General features: G+C 72.6%; 22 protein-coding genes. 12 read left to right on the top strand and 10 right to left on the bottom strand.

Going from position 1 to position 20,590, the window contains the following annotated elements:
- Positions 1-29 precede the first annotated feature (29 nt).
- The 6 genes from HEB94_RS13850 (at position 30) to HEB94_RS13825 (ending at position 6,113) form a co-directional block, all read left to right on the top strand.
- Complete coding sequence (locus HEB94_RS13850) at positions 30-1,289, top strand: sigma-70 family RNA polymerase sigma factor (protein WP_192750261.1); 1,260 nt, start codon at positions 30-32, stop codon at positions 1,287-1,289.
- A gap of 63 nt (positions 1,290-1,352) precedes the next feature.
- Positions 1,353-2,267, top strand: coding sequence for a CPBP family glutamic-type intramembrane protease (locus HEB94_RS13845; RefSeq protein ID WP_192750260.1), 915 nt, complete (start codon positions 1,353-1,355; stop codon positions 2,265-2,267).
- Positions 2,264-3,586, top strand: coding sequence for a sensor histidine kinase (locus tag HEB94_RS13840; RefSeq protein ID WP_192750259.1), 1,323 nt, complete (start codon positions 2,264-2,266; stop codon positions 3,584-3,586). Before HEB94_RS13845 ends, HEB94_RS13840 begins: the two co-directional genes overlap by 4 nt.
- A complete protein-coding gene (locus HEB94_RS13835; protein WP_192750258.1) occupies positions 3,550-4,194 on the top strand; it encodes a response regulator in 645 nt (214 codons plus the stop codon). Before HEB94_RS13840 ends, HEB94_RS13835 begins: the two co-directional genes overlap by 37 nt.
- 89 nt (positions 4,195-4,283) lie before the next feature.
- Complete coding sequence (locus HEB94_RS13830) at positions 4,284-5,246, top strand: VOC family protein (protein ID WP_202896339.1); 963 nt, start codon at positions 4,284-4,286, stop codon at positions 5,244-5,246.
- A 57-nt stretch (positions 5,247-5,303) separates the two neighbouring features.
- Positions 5,304-6,113 carry a phytanoyl-CoA dioxygenase family protein gene (locus HEB94_RS13825; protein WP_192750257.1) on the top strand — a complete coding sequence of 270 codons (810 nt, stop codon included), beginning with the start codon at positions 5,304-5,306 and terminating at the stop codon, positions 6,111-6,113.
- Here HEB94_RS13825 and HEB94_RS13820 read toward each other — a convergent pair.
- Positions 6,047-6,742, bottom strand: a complete 696-nt coding sequence (locus HEB94_RS13820) for a methyltransferase domain-containing protein (protein ID WP_192750256.1) — start codon at positions 6,740-6,742, stop codon at positions 6,047-6,049. The two genes, HEB94_RS13825 and HEB94_RS13820, sit on opposite strands and share 67 nt — an antisense overlap.
- 113 nt (positions 6,743-6,855) lie before the next feature.
- Here HEB94_RS13820 and HEB94_RS13815 point away from each other — a divergent pair, with 113 nt between their 5' ends.
- Positions 6,856-7,641, top strand: coding sequence for a response regulator transcription factor (locus tag HEB94_RS13815; protein ID WP_192750255.1), 786 nt, complete (start codon positions 6,856-6,858; stop codon positions 7,639-7,641).
- A 5-nt stretch (positions 7,642-7,646) separates the two neighbouring features.
- Positions 7,647-8,759 (top strand): sensor histidine kinase, encoded by a 1,113-nt coding sequence (locus HEB94_RS13810; protein ID WP_192756433.1) that lies wholly within the window; start codon positions 7,647-7,649, stop codon positions 8,757-8,759.
- A gap of 13 nt (positions 8,760-8,772) precedes the next feature.
- On the opposite strand, the gene HEB94_RS13805 is transcribed toward HEB94_RS13810, so the two are convergent.
- Positions 8,773-9,825: an NAD-dependent epimerase/dehydratase family protein gene (locus HEB94_RS13805; protein ID WP_192750254.1), complete on the bottom strand. Its 1,053-nt coding sequence runs from the start codon at positions 9,823-9,825 to the stop codon at positions 8,773-8,775.
- A 125-nt stretch (positions 9,826-9,950) separates the two neighbouring features.
- Here HEB94_RS13805 and HEB94_RS13800 point away from each other — a divergent pair, with 125 nt between their 5' ends.
- Genes HEB94_RS13800 through HEB94_RS13785 form a run of 4 tightly spaced genes read left to right on the top strand, consistent with a single transcriptional unit; the run spans position 9,951 to position 13,042 of the window.
- Positions 9,951-10,619 carry a glycosyltransferase family 2 protein gene (locus HEB94_RS13800; RefSeq protein WP_192750253.1) on the top strand — a complete coding sequence of 223 codons (669 nt, stop codon included), beginning with the start codon at positions 9,951-9,953 and terminating at the stop codon, positions 10,617-10,619.
- Positions 10,609-11,217 (top strand): TIGR04282 family arsenosugar biosynthesis glycosyltransferase, encoded by a 609-nt coding sequence (locus tag HEB94_RS13795; RefSeq protein ID WP_192750252.1) that lies wholly within the window; start codon positions 10,609-10,611, stop codon positions 11,215-11,217. The genes HEB94_RS13800 and HEB94_RS13795 overlap by 11 nt, the downstream gene beginning before the upstream one ends.
- Positions 11,214-12,521 (top strand): molybdopterin-dependent oxidoreductase, encoded by a 1,308-nt coding sequence (locus HEB94_RS53505; protein WP_192750251.1) that lies wholly within the window; start codon positions 11,214-11,216, stop codon positions 12,519-12,521. The genes HEB94_RS13795 and HEB94_RS53505 overlap by 4 nt, the downstream gene beginning before the upstream one ends.
- Before the next feature lie 11 nt (positions 12,522-12,532).
- Positions 12,533-13,042 (top strand): hypothetical protein, encoded by a 510-nt coding sequence (locus HEB94_RS13785; protein WP_192750250.1) that lies wholly within the window; start codon positions 12,533-12,535, stop codon positions 13,040-13,042.
- On the opposite strand, the gene HEB94_RS13780 is transcribed toward HEB94_RS13785, so the two are convergent.
- From HEB94_RS13780 to HEB94_RS49245, 8 genes are all read right to left on the bottom strand, one after another.
- A complete protein-coding gene (locus tag HEB94_RS13780; protein WP_238361520.1) occupies positions 12,999-14,426 on the bottom strand; it encodes a hypothetical protein in 1,428 nt (475 codons plus the stop codon). The genes HEB94_RS13785 and HEB94_RS13780 overlap by 44 nt on opposite strands.
- Positions 14,419-15,747 carry a hypothetical protein gene (locus tag HEB94_RS13775; protein ID WP_192750249.1) on the bottom strand — a complete coding sequence of 443 codons (1,329 nt, stop codon included), beginning with the start codon at positions 15,745-15,747 and terminating at the stop codon, positions 14,419-14,421. The genes HEB94_RS13780 and HEB94_RS13775 overlap by 8 nt, the downstream gene beginning before the upstream one ends.
- The gene (locus HEB94_RS13770; RefSeq protein ID WP_192750248.1) at positions 15,720-15,998 is read right to left on the bottom strand and encodes a hypothetical protein; all 279 of its coding nucleotides are present in this window, start codon (positions 15,996-15,998) and stop codon (positions 15,720-15,722) included. The genes HEB94_RS13775 and HEB94_RS13770 overlap by 28 nt, the downstream gene beginning before the upstream one ends.
- Before the next feature lie 149 nt (positions 15,999-16,147).
- The gene (locus HEB94_RS13765) at positions 16,148-16,711 is read right to left on the bottom strand and encodes a DUF3558 family protein (protein WP_202896338.1); all 564 of its coding nucleotides are present in this window, start codon (positions 16,709-16,711) and stop codon (positions 16,148-16,150) included.
- A 29-nt stretch (positions 16,712-16,740) separates the two neighbouring features.
- Positions 16,741-17,325, bottom strand: coding sequence for a hypothetical protein (locus HEB94_RS13760; protein WP_192750247.1), 585 nt, complete (start codon positions 17,323-17,325; stop codon positions 16,741-16,743).
- A complete protein-coding gene (locus tag HEB94_RS13755; RefSeq protein ID WP_192750246.1) occupies positions 17,313-17,645 on the bottom strand; it encodes a hypothetical protein in 333 nt (110 codons plus the stop codon). Before HEB94_RS13755 ends, HEB94_RS13760 begins: the two co-directional genes overlap by 13 nt.
- 70 nt (positions 17,646-17,715) lie before the next feature.
- A complete protein-coding gene (locus tag HEB94_RS53500) occupies positions 17,716-19,890 on the bottom strand; it encodes a LuxR C-terminal-related transcriptional regulator (RefSeq protein WP_202896337.1) in 2,175 nt (724 codons plus the stop codon).
- Positions 19,863-20,540 (bottom strand): AAA family ATPase, encoded by a 678-nt coding sequence (locus tag HEB94_RS49245; protein ID WP_202896336.1) that lies wholly within the window; start codon positions 20,538-20,540, stop codon positions 19,863-19,865. The genes HEB94_RS53500 and HEB94_RS49245 overlap by 28 nt, the downstream gene beginning before the upstream one ends.
- Positions 20,541-20,590: the final 50 nt, after the last annotated feature.

Here is a 20,590-nt window from a genome sequence, read left to right as displayed (position 1 = left end):
GTGGGCGGGGCGCATGATCTGATGGGCGCGTGAGCACTCCGGAGACCCATCGGGCAGTCGAGGCGGTCTGGCGGATCGAGTCCGCCAAGCTCATCGCCGGGCTCGCCCGGATCGTGCGCGACGTCGGGCTCGCCGAGGAACTCGCCCAGGACGCCCTGGTCGCCGCACTCGAGCAGTGGCCCGAGTCGGGAATCCCACCCAAGCCGGGCGCCTGGCTGATGGCCACCGCCAAGCACCGCGCGATCGACCAGCTGCGCCGTGGCGAACGGCAGCGGCAGAAGTACGCCCTCCTCGCCCACCAGGCCGAGCTGGACCAGGCCCAGTCCGGTCCCGATCTCGACGCCGCGCTGGACGACGACATCAGCGACGACCTGCTCCGGCTGGTGTTCGTCGCCTGCCACCCGGTGCTGTCCACCGAGGCGCGGGTCGCGCTCACCCTGCGAGTGGTCGGCGGTCTTCGTACGGACGAGATCGCCCGGGCGTTCCTCGTCTCCGAGCCGACGGTCGCGCAGCGCATCGTCCGGGCCAAGCGGACCCTCGCGGAGGCGGGCGTGCCGTTCGAGATCCCGGAGCCGGCGCAGCGGGCGGCCCGCCTCTCCTCGGTGCTGGAAGTGATCTACCTGATCTTCAACGAGGGGTACGCCGCGACCGCCGGGGACGACTGGATGCGGCCGGCGCTGTGTGAGGAGGCGCTGCGGCTGGGCCGGATCCTGGCCGAGCTGGTGCCCCAGGATCCGGAGGTGCACGGCCTGATCGGGCTGCTGGAGATCCAGGCGTCCCGCTCGGCCGCGCGGACCGACACGTCCGGCCAGCCCGTCCTCCTGCTCGACCAGGACCGGAGGCGCTGGGACCAGCTGCTGATCAACCGTGGCCTCACGGCTCTTCGGCGCGCCCGCGCCCTGGGCGGGCCGCCCGGGCCCTACGTCCTGCAGGCCGCGATCGCGGCCTGCCACGCGCGGGCCCGCACCCCGGAGGAGACGGACTGGGTCCAGATCGCCTCGCTCTACGAGACGCTCGCCCTGGTCGCGCCCTCGCCCGTCGTGGAGCTGAACCGCGCGGTCGCCCTCGGAATGGCGTACGGACCGGCACGCGGCCTCGAACTCGTCGACGCGCTGACCTCCGAACCCGCCCTGAAGGACTACCACCTGCTGCCCAGCGTGCGCGGTGACCTGCTCGCGAAGCTCGGACGCGCCGAGGAGGCACGCGAGGAGTTCGAGCGCGCGGCGGCGCTCACCCGCAACGAGCGCGAGCGTGCCGTACTCCTCGAACGCGCCGCCGCCTGTAGATAGGTACACCCCGGTTCGGCACCTGACCCCATCGTGGCGTCGGCCCGCGGCCGGCATCGTCGAGGTGTGAACGATCAGGACGCGATGACGACGACGGCGGCGACCGCCGGGCGTGACCCGGTGGCACGCCCCACAGTGCACTCCACGGTGCGCCCCACAGTGCCCTCCACGGTGCCCCAGACACCCAGGGCTCCGCGCCGGCGAGTTCCCCGCATGGGGATCGTGGTCGGCCTGTTCTACGCCGTGACGCTGCTCGGTGCCGGCGGGCTCGGGCTCCTCCAACCGCTGCTGCGGGTGGATCCCGTGATCATCGAGCTCACCCAGTTCGGCCCGGCGTTGGGTGTGCTCACGGTGTTCCTGGTGTGGCGCCGTGGGTGGCGGCCGCCGGTAGCCGCGGGTCTGACTCTGTCCCGGCCCGTGCTGGTCCGGCTGCTCACCGTCGCGGCCGTCGCTACCGGCATCTTCGCGGTCGCCATCGGCGCCTGCGCACTGCTCGGTGTGGACGTGGACTACACCCACCCGGGTGCGCTCACCCACTCCTTCTGGGTGATCGCCGCCGCCCAACTGCTGGGTGCCTGCGCGGAGGAGTCCGGCTGGCGCTGCTTTCTGCAGCCCTACCTGCGCACGCGGTACGGAGTCGTGACGTCCGGCGTGCTCGTGGGCCTGCTGTGGGGGTGCTGGCACGTTCAGGTCTTCGCGTTCGGGTCGGCCTACGTCGTCGCGTTCCTGATCTCGGCGGTCGCGCTGTCGGTCATCCTGGCGGTCCTGGTGGAGGGCACGCGAGGCCGCAACCTGCTTGTGGCGGGCAGCTTTCATGCCCTTGTCAATCTCGGCCTACTATTGCTCCTCCCGGAGGAGAGCGGTGATCTGAGGGCGGAGACGATCTTCTCCTCCGCCTGCGTGCTCGGGGCACTCGTCGTGGTCGGGATCAGTGCGGCCAACGGCGGGCCGAGGACACGTCGTCAGGAGAGAGATCGATGACCGACGCTACGACGCGCAGCTCGCGGGTCGAGGGGGTGCCGTCGCGACGCGCGGCTCCCGTACGCGGACTGGTTCTGGTCGGTACGTCGCTCGTCGCCGGCGTCGCGGCACTGACCGTCGTCGCCGCCGCCACCCTGATTCCGGTCTGGGTCGGCGTGTCCCTCTTCCCGGCGGCGGCCAACTGGCTGCGAACCCTGGCCAACCGGTCCCGGGAACGCGCGGCGCGCTGGTCCGGAGAGCCGCTGCGCGAGTTGCCGTTCTGGGTCGCCGAAGAGGACGGCTTCACCAGCCGGGCACTGCTGTGCCGGAGGATCGCCACCGACCGGACGTTCTGGGGCGAGGTCTTGTGGGCGGTCCTGCAGCCGTTCAGTGGTGCGGTGCTGGCCACCGTGCCGTTCGCGCTCGTGGTCTACGGCGTGTTCGGGGCGCTCGTGCAGCCGTTCCTGTGGGCGCGCATCCACGCGTTCGCCGACGGCAACTACTACGCGATGATCCACGTCGACAGCTGGACCAACGCGATCCTCGCCATCCCGCTCGGCGTCGTCTTCGTCGCGCTGGGTTTCTGGTCGGGGCCGTGGTGGCTGCGGCTGCACGCGAAGCTCATCCGGCGACAGCTGACCACCGCCCACGCGGACCTGGCCCGCCAGCGCGCGGAGCTGGCCCGTCGCGTCGAGCAGCTCGACGGCATCCGCACCGAGGTCACCGACGCCTCCGCCGCGGACCTCCGCCGCATCGAGCGTGATCTGCACGACGGGGCGCAGGCCCGGCTGGTGGCCATGGGCATGAGTCTGGACGCCGCCGAACGGCAGCTCGCACACGACCCGGAGTCGGCCCGTGCCCTGCTCGTCCAGGCCCGGCATGCCTCCTCGGCGGCGCTCCAGGAGCTTCGCGACCTCGTACGAGGCATCCATCCACCGGTCCTCGCCGACCGGGGCCTGCCCGACGCCGTACGGGCACTGGCGCTGGAGATGGTCCAGGACGTCACGGTCGATGCCGCACTTCCGGCCAGGCTGCCGACGCCGGTCGAGGCGGCGGCCTACTTCGCCGTGAACGAGGTCATGACCAACGCGGCCAAGCACGCCAGCGCCACGAGGGTGGCCGTCGACCTGGGGTACGACGGAGGCCGGCTGCGGATCGAGATCACCGACGACGGCAACGGCGGCGCGGACCCCGCGCGGGGTACGGGCCTGCGCGGGATCACCCGGCGACTGGCCGCGTTCGACGGCACCCTCGCTGTCGACAGCCCGCACGGCGGGCCCACCACGGTTCGAATGGAGGTTCCGTGCGCGTTGTCATCGCCGAGGACCTCTTCCTCCTGAGGGACGGCCTTGCCCACCTGCTGCGCGAGCACGGCTTCGACGTCGTGGCGGCCGTCGACAACGGCCCGGCTCTGCTGCACGCGCTTCGCACGGACGCCCCGGACGTCGCCGTCGTCGACATCCGGTTGCCGCCGTCCTTCACCGACGAGGGACTGCAGGCGGCGCTCGCGGCCCGCCGGAACAGGCCCGGGCTGCCGATCCTGCTGCTCTCCCAGTACGTCGAACAGCTCTACGCGCGTGAGCTGCTCGCCGACCAGGCCGGTGCGGTCGGGTACCTGCTCAAGGACCGGGTCTCCGACGCGGACCGGTTCGTCGACGCGGTCCGCCAGGTGGCTTCGGGGGGTACCGTCCTCGACCCGCACGTCATCTCCCGGCTGCTGGTGCGCAACACCGCCCGCGGCAGCGTCGACGCTCTCACCGAGCGCGAGCGCGGCGTCCTCACCCTGATGGCCGAGGGTCGCTCCAACTCGGCGATCAGCCAGCGGCTCTCCATCAGCGAGAGCGCCGTCACCAAGCACACGGCCAGCATCTTCACCAAACTGGACCTGCCCCTCTCCGGTGACGACAACCGCCGGGTCCTCGCGGTCCTGGCGTACCTCAACCGCTGAGTCCCCATCTCTGAGCTCGGCCCTCGGCCGGCGCGTCACGCGGCGAATGCGGTCAGAAAGTGACCGCTCGCCGGCCTACCGTGCCAGGCATGACGACAGCCGAGCCAACAGAAGGTGGTCCCGCGATGCGTCGACGAGTCGGTTTCCCGGCCGGAGTTCCGTGCTGGGTCGACACCGCGCAGCCGGACCCGGCGGCCGCGGCGGAGTTCTACGGCGGCCTGTTCGGATGGGAGTTCGCCGACCGCACGACGCCCGAGGCGCCCGGGCGGTACCACGTGGCGACGCTGGGTGGTCGCGACGTCGCCGGCATCGGATCGCTGACCGGCTCGTCAGCGGTGACCGGCTCGTCAGCGGTGACCGGCCCGTCAGCGGTGACCGGCCCGTCAGCGGTGACCGGGCCCGCGAGGTGGCACACCTCCATCGGCGTGGACAGCGCCGACGAGGCGGTGGCGAAGGTGCGAAAGGCAGGCGGTCTGGTGATCTCCGAGCCCGTCGACGTCCTCGACGCCGGGCGGACGGCGAGGTGCGTCGACCCGGCCGGCGCGTCGTTCGCCCTCTGGGAGCCCCGGGGACACCTGGGCGCCGAACTCGTCAACGCGCCGGGGACCTGGAACTGGAGCGACCTGCACACCCATGACCTCGACGGCGCGCGGTCCTTCTACCAGGACGTGTTCGGCTGGGCAGCGGCGCCGGTCGACCTCGGGTCCGGTGAGACGGTGATGTGGCAGCGGCCGGGTTACGCGGAGTTCCTCGAGACGTTCGAGCCCGGGCTGCGGGCCCGCCAGGCCGAGGCTGGTGTTCCTGCGGGCTTCGCGGACGCGATCGGCTGGCTGCTGCCGTTGACCGACGGGCCGGGCGAGGCCGTGGCGGGCCCGCACTGGGCGGTGACGTTCGCCGTGTCGGACGCCGACCGGAGCGCCGAGCGCGCGGTCGAACTCGGCGGGACGCTCCTGGTGGGACCGCTCGACGCCGGGCCGGCCGTCCGGCTCGCGATGGTGCGGGACCCGCAGGGTGCGGTCTTCACGGTGAGTGCGTACGACCCCGGCAGCTGAGCGCCTCGGCCGATACTCGGTTGACGGGGCGCGGTCCTGGCGACGAGGGTCCTTCTCATGTTGTCCGACACCGAGATCGCCACCTTCGTCCGGGACGGCTTCGTGCGGGTCGGGTCGGCCGTCTCCCGCGACACGATCGACGCCTGCGTCGCGGTGATCTGGGACCGGCTCGCCGAGCAGGGCGTCTCACGGACGGATCCGTCGTCCTGGTCGGCACCGGTCGTACGCATCAACTGCCCGGAAGGTGGCACGGAAGGCCGGCCCTTCGCGGCGGCCGGCACCGCCAAGCCCCTGTGGGAGGCCTACGACCAGCTGATCGGCCCGGACCGGTGGTGGAAGCGGGAAGGGATCGGTGGCACGCTGCCGGTCCGCTTCCCCTCGACCGAGGACCCGGGCGACGCGGGCTGGCACGTCGAGAGCAGCTTCCCCGTCGGCGACACCTGGCGCACCAACGTGCGCAGCCGCGACCGTGGACTGCTGGCGCTCTTCCTCCTCACAGACGTGGGCCCCGACGACGCGCCGACCCGGGTGCGCGCCGGTTCCCACGTCGACGCGGCCAAGGTGCTCGCCCGCGGAGGCGAGCAGGGGTACGACGGACGGACGCTGAGCCCGCTGGTGGAGCGGGCGAGCGCAGGTCGACCGGTGGCCCAGGTGACCGGTTCGGCCGGGGACGTCTACCTCTGCCACCCGTTCCTCGTCCACGCGGCGTCGTGGCCGCATCGCGGGACGACCCCGCGGATCATCGCCCAGCCGGGCGTGGCGCTGCTCGGGTCGTTCGCGCTGGACGACCGTGCCGGTGCCTACCCGGTCGAGGCCACCATCCTGGACGCGCTGGCAACGCCGGAGGACGGGATCACCGTGCCGTAGCCGACGGAGCTTCCGGCCGCACTGCACTCCAGCTCGGCGAACCAGCGGCCGCCGTCCGACATGGACCAGCTCCGTCGCAGTCCGGCGTACGACGCGAGCTCCTCCACGGCGTCGGCGCCGACGAAGGCCCACGGAAACCATGGACCACACGCACCCGACGTCCGGACGAGCCGAACCCGCTCCCGCCGCAGGCCCTGGCCTGGTGGCCGGGTCTCGACGAGCACGCTTCCGCCAGGGCCGAGCAGCAGGCTCACCCGGCGCAGCAGGGCGACCGGATCACCGCCGATCCCGATATTGCCGTCCGCGAGCAGCACGTGCCGCCAGCGCCGCTCGCCCGGCAGCGGGTCGAACACGTCTCTGCACAGGGCCGCCGCGCCTCGCGCCCGCGTGAGCGCGATCGCGGTCGGCGAGATGTCGACCCCGAGGGCCACCACGCCACGGTCCGTGAGGCTCGCCACCAGCCGACCGGGTCCACATCCGACGTCGACGGTGGGACCGCGGCAGGCATCGAGAACGATCCCGTCGGTCGGGGTCGCCGGGGCGAGCCAGCGGGCCACCTCGAGTGGCTCGCGGACGCCGTTGGCACGGAGCAGCACGGGTGCCTCGTGACTGTCGTCGATCACGTCCACGCGGCCGACGGTAGGCAGCCGAGCGGGCCAGTGGACCCCTTGCGAGGATTACCGAACGATGACGGCTCGCCCAGCGAGTTCCGCCACGATTCGCCGGCCAGGATGATGAGGCCATGGACGACGGTCAGGACCTCGCCGCCGAACGGCCCACGCAGCCATGCCACCACCCGGGGGGCGGAGCTGATACCGCAACGCGGCGCCGAGTGCTCGTCGTCGACGACGATGTCACCGTCCGTGATGTCGTACGCCGCTACCTCGAACGCGCCGGGATGCGGGTGTTCCTCGCCGGTGACGGCGAGACGGCACTGCGGATCGTCGCGGCCGAACAGCCCGATCTGGTCGTCCTCGACCTCATGTTGCCCGGCGTCGACGGCATCGAGGTCTGCGCCCGGATCCGACGCGACTCCGCGCTGCCCGTTCTCATGCTGACGGCCCTCGGCGAGGAGCACGACCGCGTCCTCGGCCTGGAGGTCGGCGCCGACGACTACGTGACCAAGCCGTTCAGCCCGCGCGAGCTCACCCTGCGTGTGCTGTCGATCCTGCGTCGCACCGAAGCGCAGCACGTGACCGGCCCACGGCCGCCCGCTGCGGTGCGCCGGCTTGTCGACGGCGACCTCTCGGTTGATCTGGACGCTCGGCGGGGGGAACTCGCCGGCCGTGACCTCACGCTGACGACCCGCGAGTTCGACCTGTTGGCCTTCCTGCTCCAGAATCCGGACACCGCCTTCACCCGCACCCAACTCCTCGACCGGGTGTGGGGCTGGAACTTCGGCGACCACTCGACCGTGACCGTGCACGTACGCCGGCTACGGGAGAAGATCGAACCCACGCCCACGAAACCGCGCCGGATCGTCACGGTCTGGGGCGTGGGCTACCGCTACGAAGAAGCGCGCGGGTGACCGTCATGCTTGCGTTGACAGCAACAACAGCGGCCGCCACCGCTCCCCCCACTGTGCTCACCGAGATCGTGCACGTCGCGCCGTACGCCGTCGCGTTCTCACTTCCGGTCGCCCTCGCCGGCTCGGCCGCCCTGCACAAGCTCCGCAGGCGTGGGCTCGCCACCTCGACGACGGTCCTGGTGCTGACACCTCTGGTCGCCACGCTGGCCGGCGTCCTCGGCGTGAGCGGCTTCATGTTCACCCCGATCCTCACCACGACGCTGGTGATCTGCCTGCTCGTCGCCCTGGTGACCGTACCGACCGGAGTCCTGCTCGGCCGCTCGCTCGCCAGGCGCAGCGTGTGGGAACGCGACGCCCGAGCGCGGGAGCGGACCGCCGAGGCGGCCCGCCGTGAGCTGGTCGCATGGGTCAGTCACGACCTGCGGACGCCGCTGTCCGGGATCCGCGCGATGTCGGAGGCGCTCGCCGACGGCGTCGTGTCCCGTCCGGACGAGGTGAACGCGTACGCGCACAAGATCACCGGAGAGGCGAACCGGCTCAGCCGGATGGTCGACGACCTCTTCGAGCTCTCCCGGATCGCGGCTGGTGCACTGCGCCTCTCACTGTCGACGGTGGACCTCGCCGAGATCGTCGACGAGGCCGTCGCCGCCGAGCGACCGATGGCCGAGCGCAAGGGCGTCCGGCTGCGGACGCACGCTGCGACCGGGCCCACCGTGCTCGGCAGCTCACCGGAGCTCGCGCGCATCGTCCGTAACTTGATCTCCAACGCCGTACGTCACACGCCGGAACGCACCAGCGTCATGGTCCACGTAGGCAGCGACGACGCGGAGGCGTGGGTCTTCGTCGACGACGCCTGCGGAGGGATTCCCGAAGCCGAGCTCACCCGGGTCTTCGAGGTGGCGTTCCGGGGAAGCCAGGCGCGCTCACCGCAGGAAGGGCCGCCGGCCGGAGACCTCGACGGCGGGCGGCGCACCGGACCGACAGCCGCCCAGCCGGCCGGGAGTGGGCTCGGCCTGGCGATCGCGCGCGGCCTGGTCGAGGCACACCGTGGCCGCATCGAGGCATGCAACCACGGACCTGGGTGCCGGTTCGAGGTGCGTCTCCCGCTCGCGGCGTGAACGGTCCGCCCTCCTAACGGAGCGGGTCTGTGGCGAACGCGCGCACCCCGTCGGCGAACGCCGTGCGCGCCCGAAATCCCAACACCGCCCCCGCTTTCGCGGGATCAGCGACCACGTGTCGTACGTCGCCCGGCCTGGCCCCTCCGACAACCCGCGGTGCCGGCCCCCCGGCCGCCTTCGCGAGCGTTTCGGCGAGGTCGCCGATGGTGTGCGGCTCACCGGAACAGACGTTGACGGCCTGGAAGCCCCGCACCTTCGTCTCCACGGCGAGCGCGTTCGCCAGCGCGACGTCCCGCACGTGCACGAAGTCGCGCCGCTGCCGGCCGTCCTCGAGCACCCGGGGCGCCTCGCCGCGGGCGAGCGCCGAGCGAAACATCGCTGCCACGCCGGAGTACGGCGTGTCGCGCGGCATCCGCGGACCGTAGACGTTGTGGTAGCGCAGGGCCCACACCGCTCCGCCGGACTGGCGCGCCCAGGCGGCCGCGTAGTTCTCCTGAGCGAGCTTCGACGCGGCGTAGGTGCTGCGCGGATCGGCTGCGGCCAGCTCCGAGACCAACTCCGGCTCCAGAGCGGCCCCACACGACGGGCACGGCGGTTCGTACCTCCCCGCGTCAAGATCTTCTTTACGCCGCGGTCCGGGGCGCACAGGACCGTGGTCGGCGCAGCGGTAGGCGCCCTCGCCGTACACCACCATCGAGGAGGCGAGGACGAGCTGGCGTACTCCGTGCTCGTGCATCGCGGCCAACAGGTAGGCGGTCGCGTAGTCGTTGTGCTCGGCGTAGGAGGGCGCGTCGGACGGGTCCACGCCGTGACCCACCATCGCGGCCTGGTGGCAGACCACGTCGACGCCGGGCAGGACGGAGGCGAGGACGCCCGGCTCCTGGAGCCGGGCCAGGACGATCTCGTAGGTCCGCCCGCCGGCCGCCTCGGAAGCGTTCGCCGCTTCACCGCCGTGCGCCGCGGGTAGGAGAGCGTCGACCACGAGCACGTCGTGCCCGCGTTCGGTGAGGAGCTCGGCGACGTGGGAGCCGATGAAGCCGGCCCCACCAGTGACAAGGACGCGCATGCACATGACGCTAGCGACGAACCACCTCGGTCGGCGGGTTCGGCCCGCGTCGTCGGCCGCACGTCACCGTTTCGTAAGCACGGTTGGGCTTCTGGCGCCGGCTGATCGTTCGTAGCGTGGTCGAGATGGTGATCGACGTCGTCCTTCCGAGCCTGAACGAGGCCGCGGCCCTGCCGTGGGTGCTCCGTCGGATGCCACCCGGCTTTCGGCCCATCGTCGTCGACAACGGCAGCACCGACCAGACCGTCGAAGTCGCCCGCGCCCATGGCGCGGAGGTCGTGCGGGAGCCGCGACGCGGTTTCGGGGCGGCCTGCGAGGCGGGCCTGCGCGCCGCGACCGCCGACGTGGTGGCGTTCTGCGACGCGGACGGGTCGCTCGACCCGGCGCTCCTGTCGCGGGTCACCGGCCCGGTCGTGGCGGGACAGGCCGACCTCGTCCTCGGCCGACGGCGGGCGACCGAATGGCGGGCGTGGCCGGTGCACGCCCGGCTCGGGAACGCGGCTCTGGCCTGGTCCGTACGTCGCCGGGCCGGCGTGGAGGTGCGAGACATCGGACCGATGCGCGCCGCCGGACGGGAGGCCCTGCTCGGCCTGGCCCTGAAGGACCGCAGGTTCGGCTATCCGCTGGAGATGGTGGTCCGCGCCGCCGCTGCCGGCTGGCGGCTGCGCGAGGTGGACGTGGCGTACCGGCCGCGCGCCGGCGGCCGTTCGAAAGTCACCGGCTCCGTACGCGGCACGCTGCGCGCCGTGCACGACATGCGTCGAGTACTGGGACGGAACGCCGATGCACCCTGATCTCACGATCGTCGTGCTCGCGAAGGAGCCTCGGCCCGGCTTCGCCAAGACGCGCTTGACGCCGCCGTGTTCGCCCGCACAGGCGGCGGAGCTGGCACGGGCGGCGCTGACCGACACGCTGGCCGTGGTCGCGCGGGCGCCGGCGCACAGCCGGGTCCTCGCGCTGCGAGGAACGCCAGGCGCGTGGTTGCCGGAGGGATTCCTCGTGGTGCCGCAGGTGCCCGGGCCGCTCGACGTCCGGATCGCGGCGGCACTGCAGACCGGCACCGGGCCGGTCCTTCTGGTGGGCATGGACACACCGCAGGTCACCGTCGAACTGCTCGACTGCGACTTCGCCGCCGCCGACGCCTACCTCGGCCCGGCGGAGGACGGCGGCTTCTGGGCCCTGGGGCTTGCCGACCCCGATCCCGCACTCGTGCTCGGCGTACCGATGTCGGTGTCCCACACCGGCGCCGTGCTCCGTCAACGCCTCCTTGCGGCCCGTCTCCGAGTCGTCGACCTCCCGCCGCTGCGCGACGTGGACACCTGGGCGGACGCCGTGACGGTCGCTGCGCAGGCACCTCACACCCGGTTCGCCCAGGCGATGGCGCGACTGTGAACGAGCCGAGGGAGGAGTCGGAGATCGACCCGACCAGGACGCCGCGGAGGAACCCGTTCCGGTCGACGTACTGGCGCAGCCCGCTGCGCGGCCCCTGGCTGACGTCGGTGCTGGGGCTGGTTCTGCTGGTGGGACTGACGTTGGTCTTCGTCACCGGACTGTTGTCCTACGCCGCGTACAACCCCTGGTTGGGCGGACGGTTCAACGACACCACGCCGGACAAGGGGGTGCTCGGGTTCTATCTCTTCACCTGGCCGACCCGGCCCGTCTGGCTCTACCAACTCACGCAGGGAATCCATGTGCTGGTGGGGCTCGCGCTGGTACCCGTCCTGCTGGCCAAGCTCTGGTCGGTGATCCCGAAGCTGTTCACCTGGCCTCCGGTCACCTCGCCCGCGCAGGCGATCGAACGCGCCAGCCTGCTCCTGCTCGTCGGCGGCGCCTTCTTCGAGTTCGCGACCGGAATCATCAACATCCAGTACTGGTACGTCTTTCCGACCGGCTTCTACGCCGCCCACTTCTACGGCGCCTGGGTGTTCGCCGGCGCGTTGGCCGTGCACGTGGCGGTCCGGGCCCGGACCGTGGTGACCGCCTTACGTTCGCGTCGGCTGCGGACCGAACTGCGGACCCGGCTCGTGGACACCCGCCCCGAGCCGCCCGACGACCACGGTCTGGTGGCACCGAATCCGGAACCGCCCACGATGACGCGGCGCGGCCTGATCGCTCTGGTCGGAGGAGGTTCGCTCCTCGTCCTGGTCCTGACGATCGGGCAGACCATCGGCGGACCGCTCCGCAGGCTCGCGTTGCTCGCCCCGCGCGGAGGCGTCCAGGGCACGGCACTCGACGACTTCCCGGTGAACAAGACGGCCGCCTACCGCGGCATCACCGCCGCGCAGACCGGGCCGGACTGGCGGCTGCACGTGGTGGGCAGGCGCGGCCTGCGCCTGTCGCGGGCCGACCTGCTCGCGTTGCCGCAGTACACCGAGCGGCTGCCGATCGCCTGCGTCGAGGGCTGGTCGACCGTCCAGGACTGGACCGGTGTCCGGCTTCGTGATCTCGCCGACCTCGCCGGCGTGCCCGAGTCGGACCTCGCCAGTGCCTTCGTCGAGTCGCTCCAGCGCGGCGGCGGCTTCGGCACCGCCAACCTGGCCACCAACCAGGTGCTGGATCCGCGCTCCCTGCTCGCGCTCCGCGTCAACGGCGCCGACCTGTCCCTCGACCATGGCTTCCCGGCCAGGGTCATCGTCGCCAACGGTCCGGGCGTCCACAACACCAAGTGGGTGTCGGCCATGACGTTTCGAACCTGAGGGCACGACGCATGCGACGGCTTCTCGGCCCGCTGCGGTGGTACGGCGCCGGCCCGCTGCACCTGCTGGTGCTGCTCGGTTCGTTCGCGCTGGCCGGGTACGCCGCGATGCGGTTCGTGCCCGGGAACCCGCTTGGCGTCGCGGCGTGGTTCGTGGGCGCCATCGTGGGCCACGACCTCCTCCTGCTGCCGTTGTACAGCCTGCTCGACCGGGGAGCTCGCGCGGTCTTTCGGCACCGGCCGGCTCCGGGGCCGCTCCCGCCCGGTCCGTGGATCAACCATCTCCGGGTGCCGGCGGTGCTGTCGGCGTTGCTGTTCCTCGTGTTCGCCCCGCTGATCCTGCGGTTGCCGTCGGGCTTCGAGCACATCACCGGACGCCCGGTCACGCCGTACCTCACGCACTGGCTGCTGATCACCGGAGCGCTCTTCGTCGGGTCGGCGGTCATCCTCGCCTGGCGGGTGGGTCAGGCGCGGCGGCTCACCAACTCGTCAGCACCAGATGCTGGACGACCAGAGCAGTGACCGCCTGTAGGGCGAGCCAGTACCGGTGCGTTCGAGCAGGCAGCAGGGCGCAGGCGGCGACCAGCCACAGCGCGTAGGGCAGCCAGATCCGTTCCACCTCGGCCTTGCTGAGCCCGGACAGGGTCCCAGCGGTCACCGCGGCGGCGGTCGCGAGGACCACCGCACAGGTCCCGAGGACGGGTCGGGGCCAGGTCCGCGTCCGGGCGGCGTCGCCGATCACCACCAGCACCCGACGCAGGGCGGCCGGCACCGCGAGCCCGGTGCAGACGAGCAGGGCCGCGAGGTCGGCCCACACCCAGTAGGAGTACGGGCGTTCGGCGCCCCACCCCTGGTAGTAGCGCACGACCAGCCGGTCGTACCCCTCCCACCAGTGGAAGCCGGCGAGGGTGAAGACGAGTACGACCGCGACCACCGCCAGGCCCGCGATGACGAGTGGGCGCAGCCGCCGGCCGACCGCGAGCACCGCCAGCGCGACCACGCCGAGCAGCGCCAGACCGTACGACAGATAGAGCGACAGCCCGAGCAGCAACCCCGCACCGACGGCGGCAGCCGGCCCGCCTGGTCCGCGCAGCCGGGTCGCGGCGGCCAGCAACGCGATCCCCCACGCCGAGACGGCCAGGAAGAGGGCGTCCGCCGAGACGCCGATCCACAATGCCGCCGGCGCCAGCACGAGGAAGGGCAGCGCCCGCCGGGCGACGTCCTCGCCGTCCAGGCAGCCCAGCGCGACCGCCACCGCCACCGGGGCCGTGGAGCCGAGCACCATGCAGACGAACGCGGCCCACCCGCCGCCGGACAGGCCGATGCGGTCCAGCAGCGAGAAGAACCCCAGCGCGGCCGGCGGGTGCCCGGCCACGTGCGTGGTCCAGGAGTCGGGTTGGCCACCGACGATCCGGTCGGTGTAGATCCGCAACAGCTCCGGCCACGGCGGTGCGGTCGGCAGCGCGACGAGATAGTCGTGCGGCAGCCGGGCGGCGAGCCGCGCCCAGCCGTCCACGAGGGCAAGGCTGAAGATCCACGCGAGCGACACCGCCCAGGCGGCGACCAGCAGCCACCGCCAACGCAGCCGGCTCGCCAGGGTCGGCCCCCAGCCGACCACGAGGACCGCGAGCGCGCAGGCCACCGGCGTGGTCGCGCCGACATGGGGCTGCCAGATCCCCAGCAGCGGCGCGGTCGGGGCATGGATCGGCACGCCGTCGGCCCGCAACGAGATGCCCACCACGACCGCCGCGGCGAGCAGGACGAGTCCGGCCGCGACGGCGATCAGGTCCGCGCGCGAGCCGTTGCCTCGGATCGGCAACAGTCGCCGGTACTCGCGAGCATCCTTGGACTCGACCACGTCTGTGGCATCCCCCGGACCGAGGGTGGGCAGCCGCGATTCATGCACGGCACAACGGTATGTCGGGAACGATCTCCGCCTTGGCGAAGAAGGTGGCCGACGAGCCGATGCCGCCCCTGCGCTCGATGGGTTTGGCCTTGAACACGCGGAGGAAGAAGTTGATCACGTTCACGACCGGGGCCGGGAGCGTGTAGCCGACACCGAAGTCCGTGGAGAGGCTGACACCCGTCCCCTTGCACACCGTGATGGGCGAGCCCAGCGCCGAGCCGACGCTCAGCCCGACCGCCGCGGTCAGGCCGACGTACAGCCCGGTGGTGAAGCCGAAGGCCCCGATCCCCACATGGAACCGGACCTGGTAGGTGACGAGCAGTCCGTTGACGCCGACGGACGGGCCGGTGATCGAGTTGGTGATGCTGTTCTTCGTGGTGAAGCCCTGCGGGCCCGGCGGGCCGAACCTGCCCTTGTCGTACCCGAAGCCGAGGCCCCCGGTGAAGGTGTACTCCCCCTCCGCCTTGATGTTGCCGTCCTTGGCGCTGAACGCCGTCCGGATCTCCAACGCCTGGTTGATGGTCGCGGAGAACGGCACGCCGAGGAACTGCCCCAACGGGACCGTGAAGTCGACCGGCACGGTGATGTAGGGGTGGATGTTGCCTTGGGTGCCCACCTTGGTGGCGCCCGCGACCTTGAGCCGAAGGCCGACGCCTCCCTCGATCTGGAACTTCGCCGTCGTGATCCGGCCGCCCTCGATCACCAGGTCGAACCCGCCGGACGGCTTGGTCAGCAGCAGTTCGACGTTCCCGTCGAGGCGGACGCCCTCGCGGTCGTAGTGGAAGTGCGCCCCGATCCCGCCCGCGCAGCAGGTGGGGGTGAGCCGGAAAGCGCCGGCGACGGCGTCGATCGGTCCGCCGAGTCGCGGCGGCGGCAGCGGCGGCCGCCCCTCCCTGGTCACCGGGCCCTCGCGCGGACCGGCCAGCCCCGTGGTCTGGCCGATCGGCGCGGAGAAACCGGGTATCCGTCCGCCGCTGCCGCTCCCCCCACCGCCGCCGCTCCCCCCACTCCCGCCGCCGCCTGAGGCATCGGGGTCCGGTTCGGACTCCGTCTGCGCCCAGAACGGATCCTCGGCGGAGTAGACGACGACCTTGTCGAAGGCGACCGGCCGGTCCGTCGCGAACCTGCCGTCCCGGATCACCTCGGTGATGTCGACCGGCCCGATGGTGACCGCCAGGTCCGCGCCCTCCCGACGCACGTCCAGCACCCGGCCGACCGCCCGGCCGGTGAGGAACATGACCTTCCCCGGGGCCAACTCGTCCGCCCGGTCGGCGCGTGGGTCGATGCGCCAGGTCAACCCGTCGGCCGTCGCCGAGCGCACCGACCGGCCACCTCCCCCACCAGGACCACGTTCGGCTGGTACGTCACGCCTGGGTTCGGCACCACTTCCTGCCCGTAGCGCAGGTCGGCCTCGGTGGCGGGCGCGTCACCACGCTGCTGCTCCGGCGGCGCACTCGGTGTGCCGGTGGGACCGGCCGGCAGGGGCCGGCCACACGCGGCGGCACCGAGCAGGACACCCAGGGCGACGACGAGCGCGACGAGGCCTCGGCGGGTCACCAGTTGGACGTGCACGACGGCTCCCCTCGTCGAGGTTGGGATGGCTGGATCAGCGGACCGGTCAGTGAACCGACCCAGTGAGTCGATCCGGTGGACCGACCAGTGGACCGAGTACTGGACAAAGGTGGCTGTGCCAGACCGGGCGGGTGGTCCGCGGCGTTCGGTCAGACGCGGCTCGCCGCCGTGCGGGCCGCCTCCTCGAGCGGCTTCCGGTTCTCCGCCGGGTCGTTCAGCCGTACGAGGCGGATCGAGACCCACAGCCCCGACTTCTGGAAGAAGGCGGCGCCGTCCTCGGCGTAGGCCTCGTCGCCGACGCCGGGAAGGGGCTTCAGTTCGTGGCCGAGTTGGCGGTCGATGTCGAGGATCTTCTTCGCTCCGTCGCCCAGGTAGACCTCGACCTGCGCGGTGGGACCGGTCACGGGACCGGTGTAGGTGCAGGTGTCGCGTACGCGCTGGGCCGGGTTCAGCGGTGTACCCGCGAGGTGGGCTGCCTCCTCGGCCGTCACCAGGGCGCACGGGTCCACCGCTGCCGGGGTCGGCGTGGGTGTCGGGCTCGGCGTCTGGGTCGGTGCCGGTTCGGTGGTCGGCTCGGCCGCCGGGCTCACCTGCGCCGCCTGCGAGTCTGCGACCGCCTCCGGGGCGTCCTGACCGCAGCCGACCAGGCCGGTCATCGCGAGGACGACCACACCGAGCAGCGCTGGTCGCCGACCGGTCCGCGTCCGCCTCATCTGGTCTCTCCTTGGGTTCATGAGGGGTGTCAGGCCATGATCTGGTCGAGCATCTTGCGCATCGTCTGCTCGTATCCGGCATTGTCGAAGCGCTCGAAGCTGCTCATGATCACCGTGTAGCTGCCCTTGTCACTGACGACCACGGCCTCGGCCTGGATGTCCTTGACCGCGAGATAGGAGTCGGTGCCGTAGTCGAGGTCGGTCACCGCGTCGAACGACTTCCCTGCCATGTCGTGGGAGTAGGCGTACGTCGTCGCGCCGGCGAGACCGGACGCCGTGGTGATGGTCACGCTGGCCACGCCCTTGCCGTCGCCGAACAGGCAGTTCCCCTCGTCGGTCATCGGCTGGCCGACCAGGTCGGTGACCTGGTCCGCGGTGAACGGGCAGGGCGGGACGTCGTTGTTGGCGGCCACACCGCCGGTGCCGGCGTCCACGGCGTCGGTCCCGGCGTCGGTCCCGGCCTCGTTCCCCGCCGCGCCGTCACTGCCCTGCTGCGCGCCGGACTCGACCGTGGCCGCGTCGTTCGCGGCCGTCTCGTCCGGGGAGTCCGACGAGCCGCACCCGGCGACTCCGAGCAGGAACATGCACACCATCGGAGCGATCAAGCGTCGCATGGTTCTTCCCCCTTGTGTTTCGTGCGGCCGGGTACACCCGGTCCGCGGTCTGTCGTTTCCGTGTCGCCCGCCCGCGGTTCCCAGGGCGCCAGCCAGGCCGCCGGGGTCAGCCGATCCACCCGCCAGCCGGCGGCGGCTGCCGCGGCGGCGACGGTCTCGGCGTCGGAACCTTCGACGAGCGCGAGAACCACGTCGTCGGCGGGCAGGTGCACCGCGCCGACCAGCCGCAGACCTGGCGTACCGGCGAGTGGTCCCATCTCGGGGACGGACTCACCACCGGTGCGGTCGTAGTGCTCCAGGGCGAACAGTCGGCGGGTCACGTAAGGAAAGTTAGGGCCGCGCGGAGCCCGAGGAATCGGGTGTTTCCCTCTGCATCGATCCCCTCGACCCCTACCGACCCTCGGTCGCCACCTGCTTCTCGGCCGGCCGCGGGGGCACTCCGACCATCGCCGCACCGAGTTCGGCCCGGCTCGCGATGCCGAGCTTGCGGTAGACCCGGGCCAGGTTGGCCTCGACCGTCTTGGGGCTGAGGAACAACGCGTCGGCGATGGCCCGGTTGGTGCGTCCCTGCGCGGCGAGGCGGGCGACCCGGTCCTCCGTCGCGGTCAGGTGGCTTGGAGCGGGAGGGCGACCGCCGACGCGGGCGAGTTCCTCGCGGGCGCGCTCGGCGAACGCCGTCGCACCGAGCGCGGCGAACTCCGCCGCCGCGGCTTCCAGCGCCTCCCTGGCCTCCCGCTTGCGCCTGGTCCGCCGGTGCACCATCCCGGCGACCAGCAGGCAGCGAGCCCGGTCGAGTGGGAGTACGTCGGCCGGGACGGCTGCCCGTGCCGCGAGGAGATCGGCCAGCGCCCCCGCCGGATCCTCACCTCGCGCGCTGGCGAGGACGGCCCGGCTGCGGACCAGCCCCAACGTCGTCCACGGCCGCGGCAACCGCGCGTGGCGCGTGGTGAGCCGCTCCAGGGCCACCGCCGCCGTGTCGAGGTCCCCGGACCCGACGCACGCCTCGATCCAGTCCGGTTCGAAGCGCATCGACAACGGCTCGACCAGACCGAGGGCGTCGATCCGGTGGGCGAGTTCGCCGTACGCCGTCGCGGCCTCGGCCATCCGGCCCGCGGACAGCGCGACCAGGCCGGCGAGCTGGAGGTACAGCCGCCGGCACCACAGGTCGTCGTGCTCCTCGGCGAGGCGCAGGCACCGCTCCCGGACGCTGGCCGCCTCGGTGAGCTGTCCTCGATACGCGGCCAGCAGCCCGCCGAGCCAGCTCTCGGCGATGAGCCCGGAGCCGAGCTGCTCGCCGAGTTCGCGGGCGGCGCGGATGTGCGACTCGGCCGCGGACCACCGGCCGGCCAGCAGCTCAGCCTCGCCGAGATGGGTGAGCACCTCGTGCTGCGACGGCTCGTCCCCCCGGCCGACCGCCCAGGTCAGCATCGCGTGCAGCCGGGTACGAGCGCGGTCGTGCTCGTCGATCGCCTTCCACCAGATCGGCGGGACCGTCCCGGCCAGCCAGGACGGCTCGTCGCCCTCGAGCTGGAGGGCCCGTTCCAGCAGCTCGGTCCGGGCCGGCCGTCCAGCGCGGATCTCGTTGAAGAAGAGCTGCAGTGACACGCCGGCGAGCAGCGACCGGTCGGCCTCGTCGTCGCTCCTGGCCAGCAGGGTCGCCGCCGCCTCGGCGTGGAGGCGAGCGGGTTCCGGCGCGTCCCGGAAGACGCCCAGGTGGGCGTGGATGCGCCCGGCCAGGGCGGAGTCGGGTGGCGCCGCGGCCAACCCGGCCTCACCGGCGCTGAGCGCGGTGGCGAGGTCGTCCGCGCTCCACGCGACGGACGCCCGCAGCAGCAACGCCTCGGCGCGTACTTCCCCGGTCAGCTCGCTCGCCACGGCGTCCGCCTCCGCACCGGCCGTGGCGTAGTCGCCGCTGTCGTAGCGACAACGTGCCGCCGCGAGCCGGCGTCGGCCCCGCTCGGCGGTCTCCTCCGGTGGTGTGAGCTTCGCGGCGCGTTCGTGGAGTTCGGCGGCGAGCTCCGGTGCCCCGTGGGCGCGCCGGCGCTCGGCGGCCGCCGCGACCTCGCGCGCGATGGCGGCGTCGGGTTCCAGGGCGTACTGCGCGAGGTGTCGGGCCCGCTCGTCCGGGTCGGCGACGACGTCCGCAAGCCGGCGGTGGAGCTGGCGGCGTACCCCGGCCGGGATGGCGGTCCGCACCGCCGCCGCGTACACCGGATGCGCGAACTCGATGCCCGTCGGTGAGACGGTGAGCAGACCGGCCTCCTCCGCGGCGTCGAAGTCGGTCGGCGTCACGCCCGCCGCGCGCAGGCTCCGCAGTGTCGGTACGGCGAGCAGGGCCGCGAGGCGTACGGCGTCCCGGCTCGGCACCGGCAGGATCGCGAACGCGTCGGCCAGCAACTGCTGCATGGACGCGACGACCGGAAGGTCCTCGCCGGGCGAGGGCAGGCGGGGCAGCCGGAGTACGGCTCGGGCCAGCTCGATGGCGAGCAGCGGGTTGCCACCGGCGTCGCGGGCGATCCGCGCGAGGAGTGGCCGGCTCAGGGTCGCGCCGAGCCGGGCGCGCACGATGTGGTGGCGCCGACGCCCAGGGGGTCCAGCTCGATCCGGGTGAGCGCGCCGGCCGTCGGTTCCTGGTCGAGCCCGAGGGGTACCGGTGGCACGCTCGCGGGACCCGAGTCCGACCGACAGGTGACCAGAACAGCGAGCCTCGGGGCGACCCGGCGGAGCGCGAAGCGCAGGGCGCGTTCGCTCGGGCGGTCCAGCCAGGGCGCGTCGTCGACGGCCACCAGCACCGGCGTCTCGCCCGTGCCGGACCCGGCGGACCCGGCGGACACGGCGGACACGGCGGACACGGCGGCATCCAGCAGCGACCTGGTCGCCGCGCCGAGGGCACGTTCGTCGATCGGCTCCTCGGAGTCCGACGCCAACAACGCCACCTCGGCGGCGACGCGCTGGGGACGGGGCAGGGTCGCCATCTGCTCGGCCAGGGGGCGCAGCAGGTCGGCGAGGGCGGCGAACGGCAGCGCGGCCTCGGCCTCGGTCGGCGCGCAGGACAGCACCCGCCAGCCGGCTGCCCGCGCACGGCCCACCAGACCGCGCCACATGGCGGTCTTCCCGATCCCGGCCGGCCCCTCGATCAACACCACTCCTGGCCCGGCCAGCGATCGCCAGGCCCGTTCGAGCACGGCGTCGCGGCCAACCACCGCACTGTCCACGGCAGGATCCTCGCAGAACTCGATGTCGAGACACTGTCGATGCGGGCGTC

This window comes from Actinopolymorpha pittospori (assembly GCF_014873875.1).
GTDB classification, from domain to species: Bacteria; Actinomycetota; Actinomycetes; order Propionibacteriales; family Actinopolymorphaceae; genus Actinopolymorpha; species Actinopolymorpha pittospori.
The sequence above is the reverse complement of the archived record's forward strand: the minus strand, read 5'-3'. Positions and strand labels throughout refer to the sequence as shown.

Bases quoted from the DNA above. Each gene is read 5' to 3' on its own strand.
- HEB94_RS13840 (WP_192750259.1), top strand. From the start codon at position 2,264: ATGACCGACGCTACGACGCGCAGCTCGCGGGTCGAGGGGGTGCCGTCG.
- HEB94_RS13830 (WP_202896339.1), top strand. From the start codon at position 4,284: ATGACGACAGCCGAGCCAACAGAAGGTGGTCCCGCGATGCGTCGACGA.
- HEB94_RS13825 (WP_192750257.1), top strand. From the start codon at position 5,304: ATGTTGTCCGACACCGAGATCGCCACCTTCGTCCGGGACGGCTTCGTG.
- HEB94_RS13815 (WP_192750255.1), top strand. From the start codon at position 6,856: ATGGACGACGGTCAGGACCTCGCCGCCGAACGGCCCACGCAGCCATGC.
- HEB94_RS13810 (WP_192756433.1), top strand. From the start codon at position 7,647: ATGCTTGCGTTGACAGCAACAACAGCGGCCGCCACCGCTCCCCCCACT.
- HEB94_RS13805 (WP_192750254.1), bottom strand. From the start codon at position 9,825: ATGCGCGTCCTTGTCACTGGTGGGGCCGGCTTCATCGGCTCCCACGTC.
- HEB94_RS13800 (WP_192750253.1), top strand. From the start codon at position 9,951: ATGGTGATCGACGTCGTCCTTCCGAGCCTGAACGAGGCCGCGGCCCTG.
- HEB94_RS13795 (WP_192750252.1), top strand. From the start codon at position 10,609: ATGCACCCTGATCTCACGATCGTCGTGCTCGCGAAGGAGCCTCGGCCC.
- HEB94_RS13785 (WP_192750250.1), top strand. From the start codon at position 12,533: ATGCGACGGCTTCTCGGCCCGCTGCGGTGGTACGGCGCCGGCCCGCTG.
- HEB94_RS13765 (WP_202896338.1), bottom strand. From the start codon at position 16,711: ATGAGGCGGACGCGGACCGGTCGGCGACCAGCGCTGCTCGGTGTGGTC.
- HEB94_RS13760 (WP_192750247.1), bottom strand. From the start codon at position 17,325: ATGCGACGCTTGATCGCTCCGATGGTGTGCATGTTCCTGCTCGGAGTC.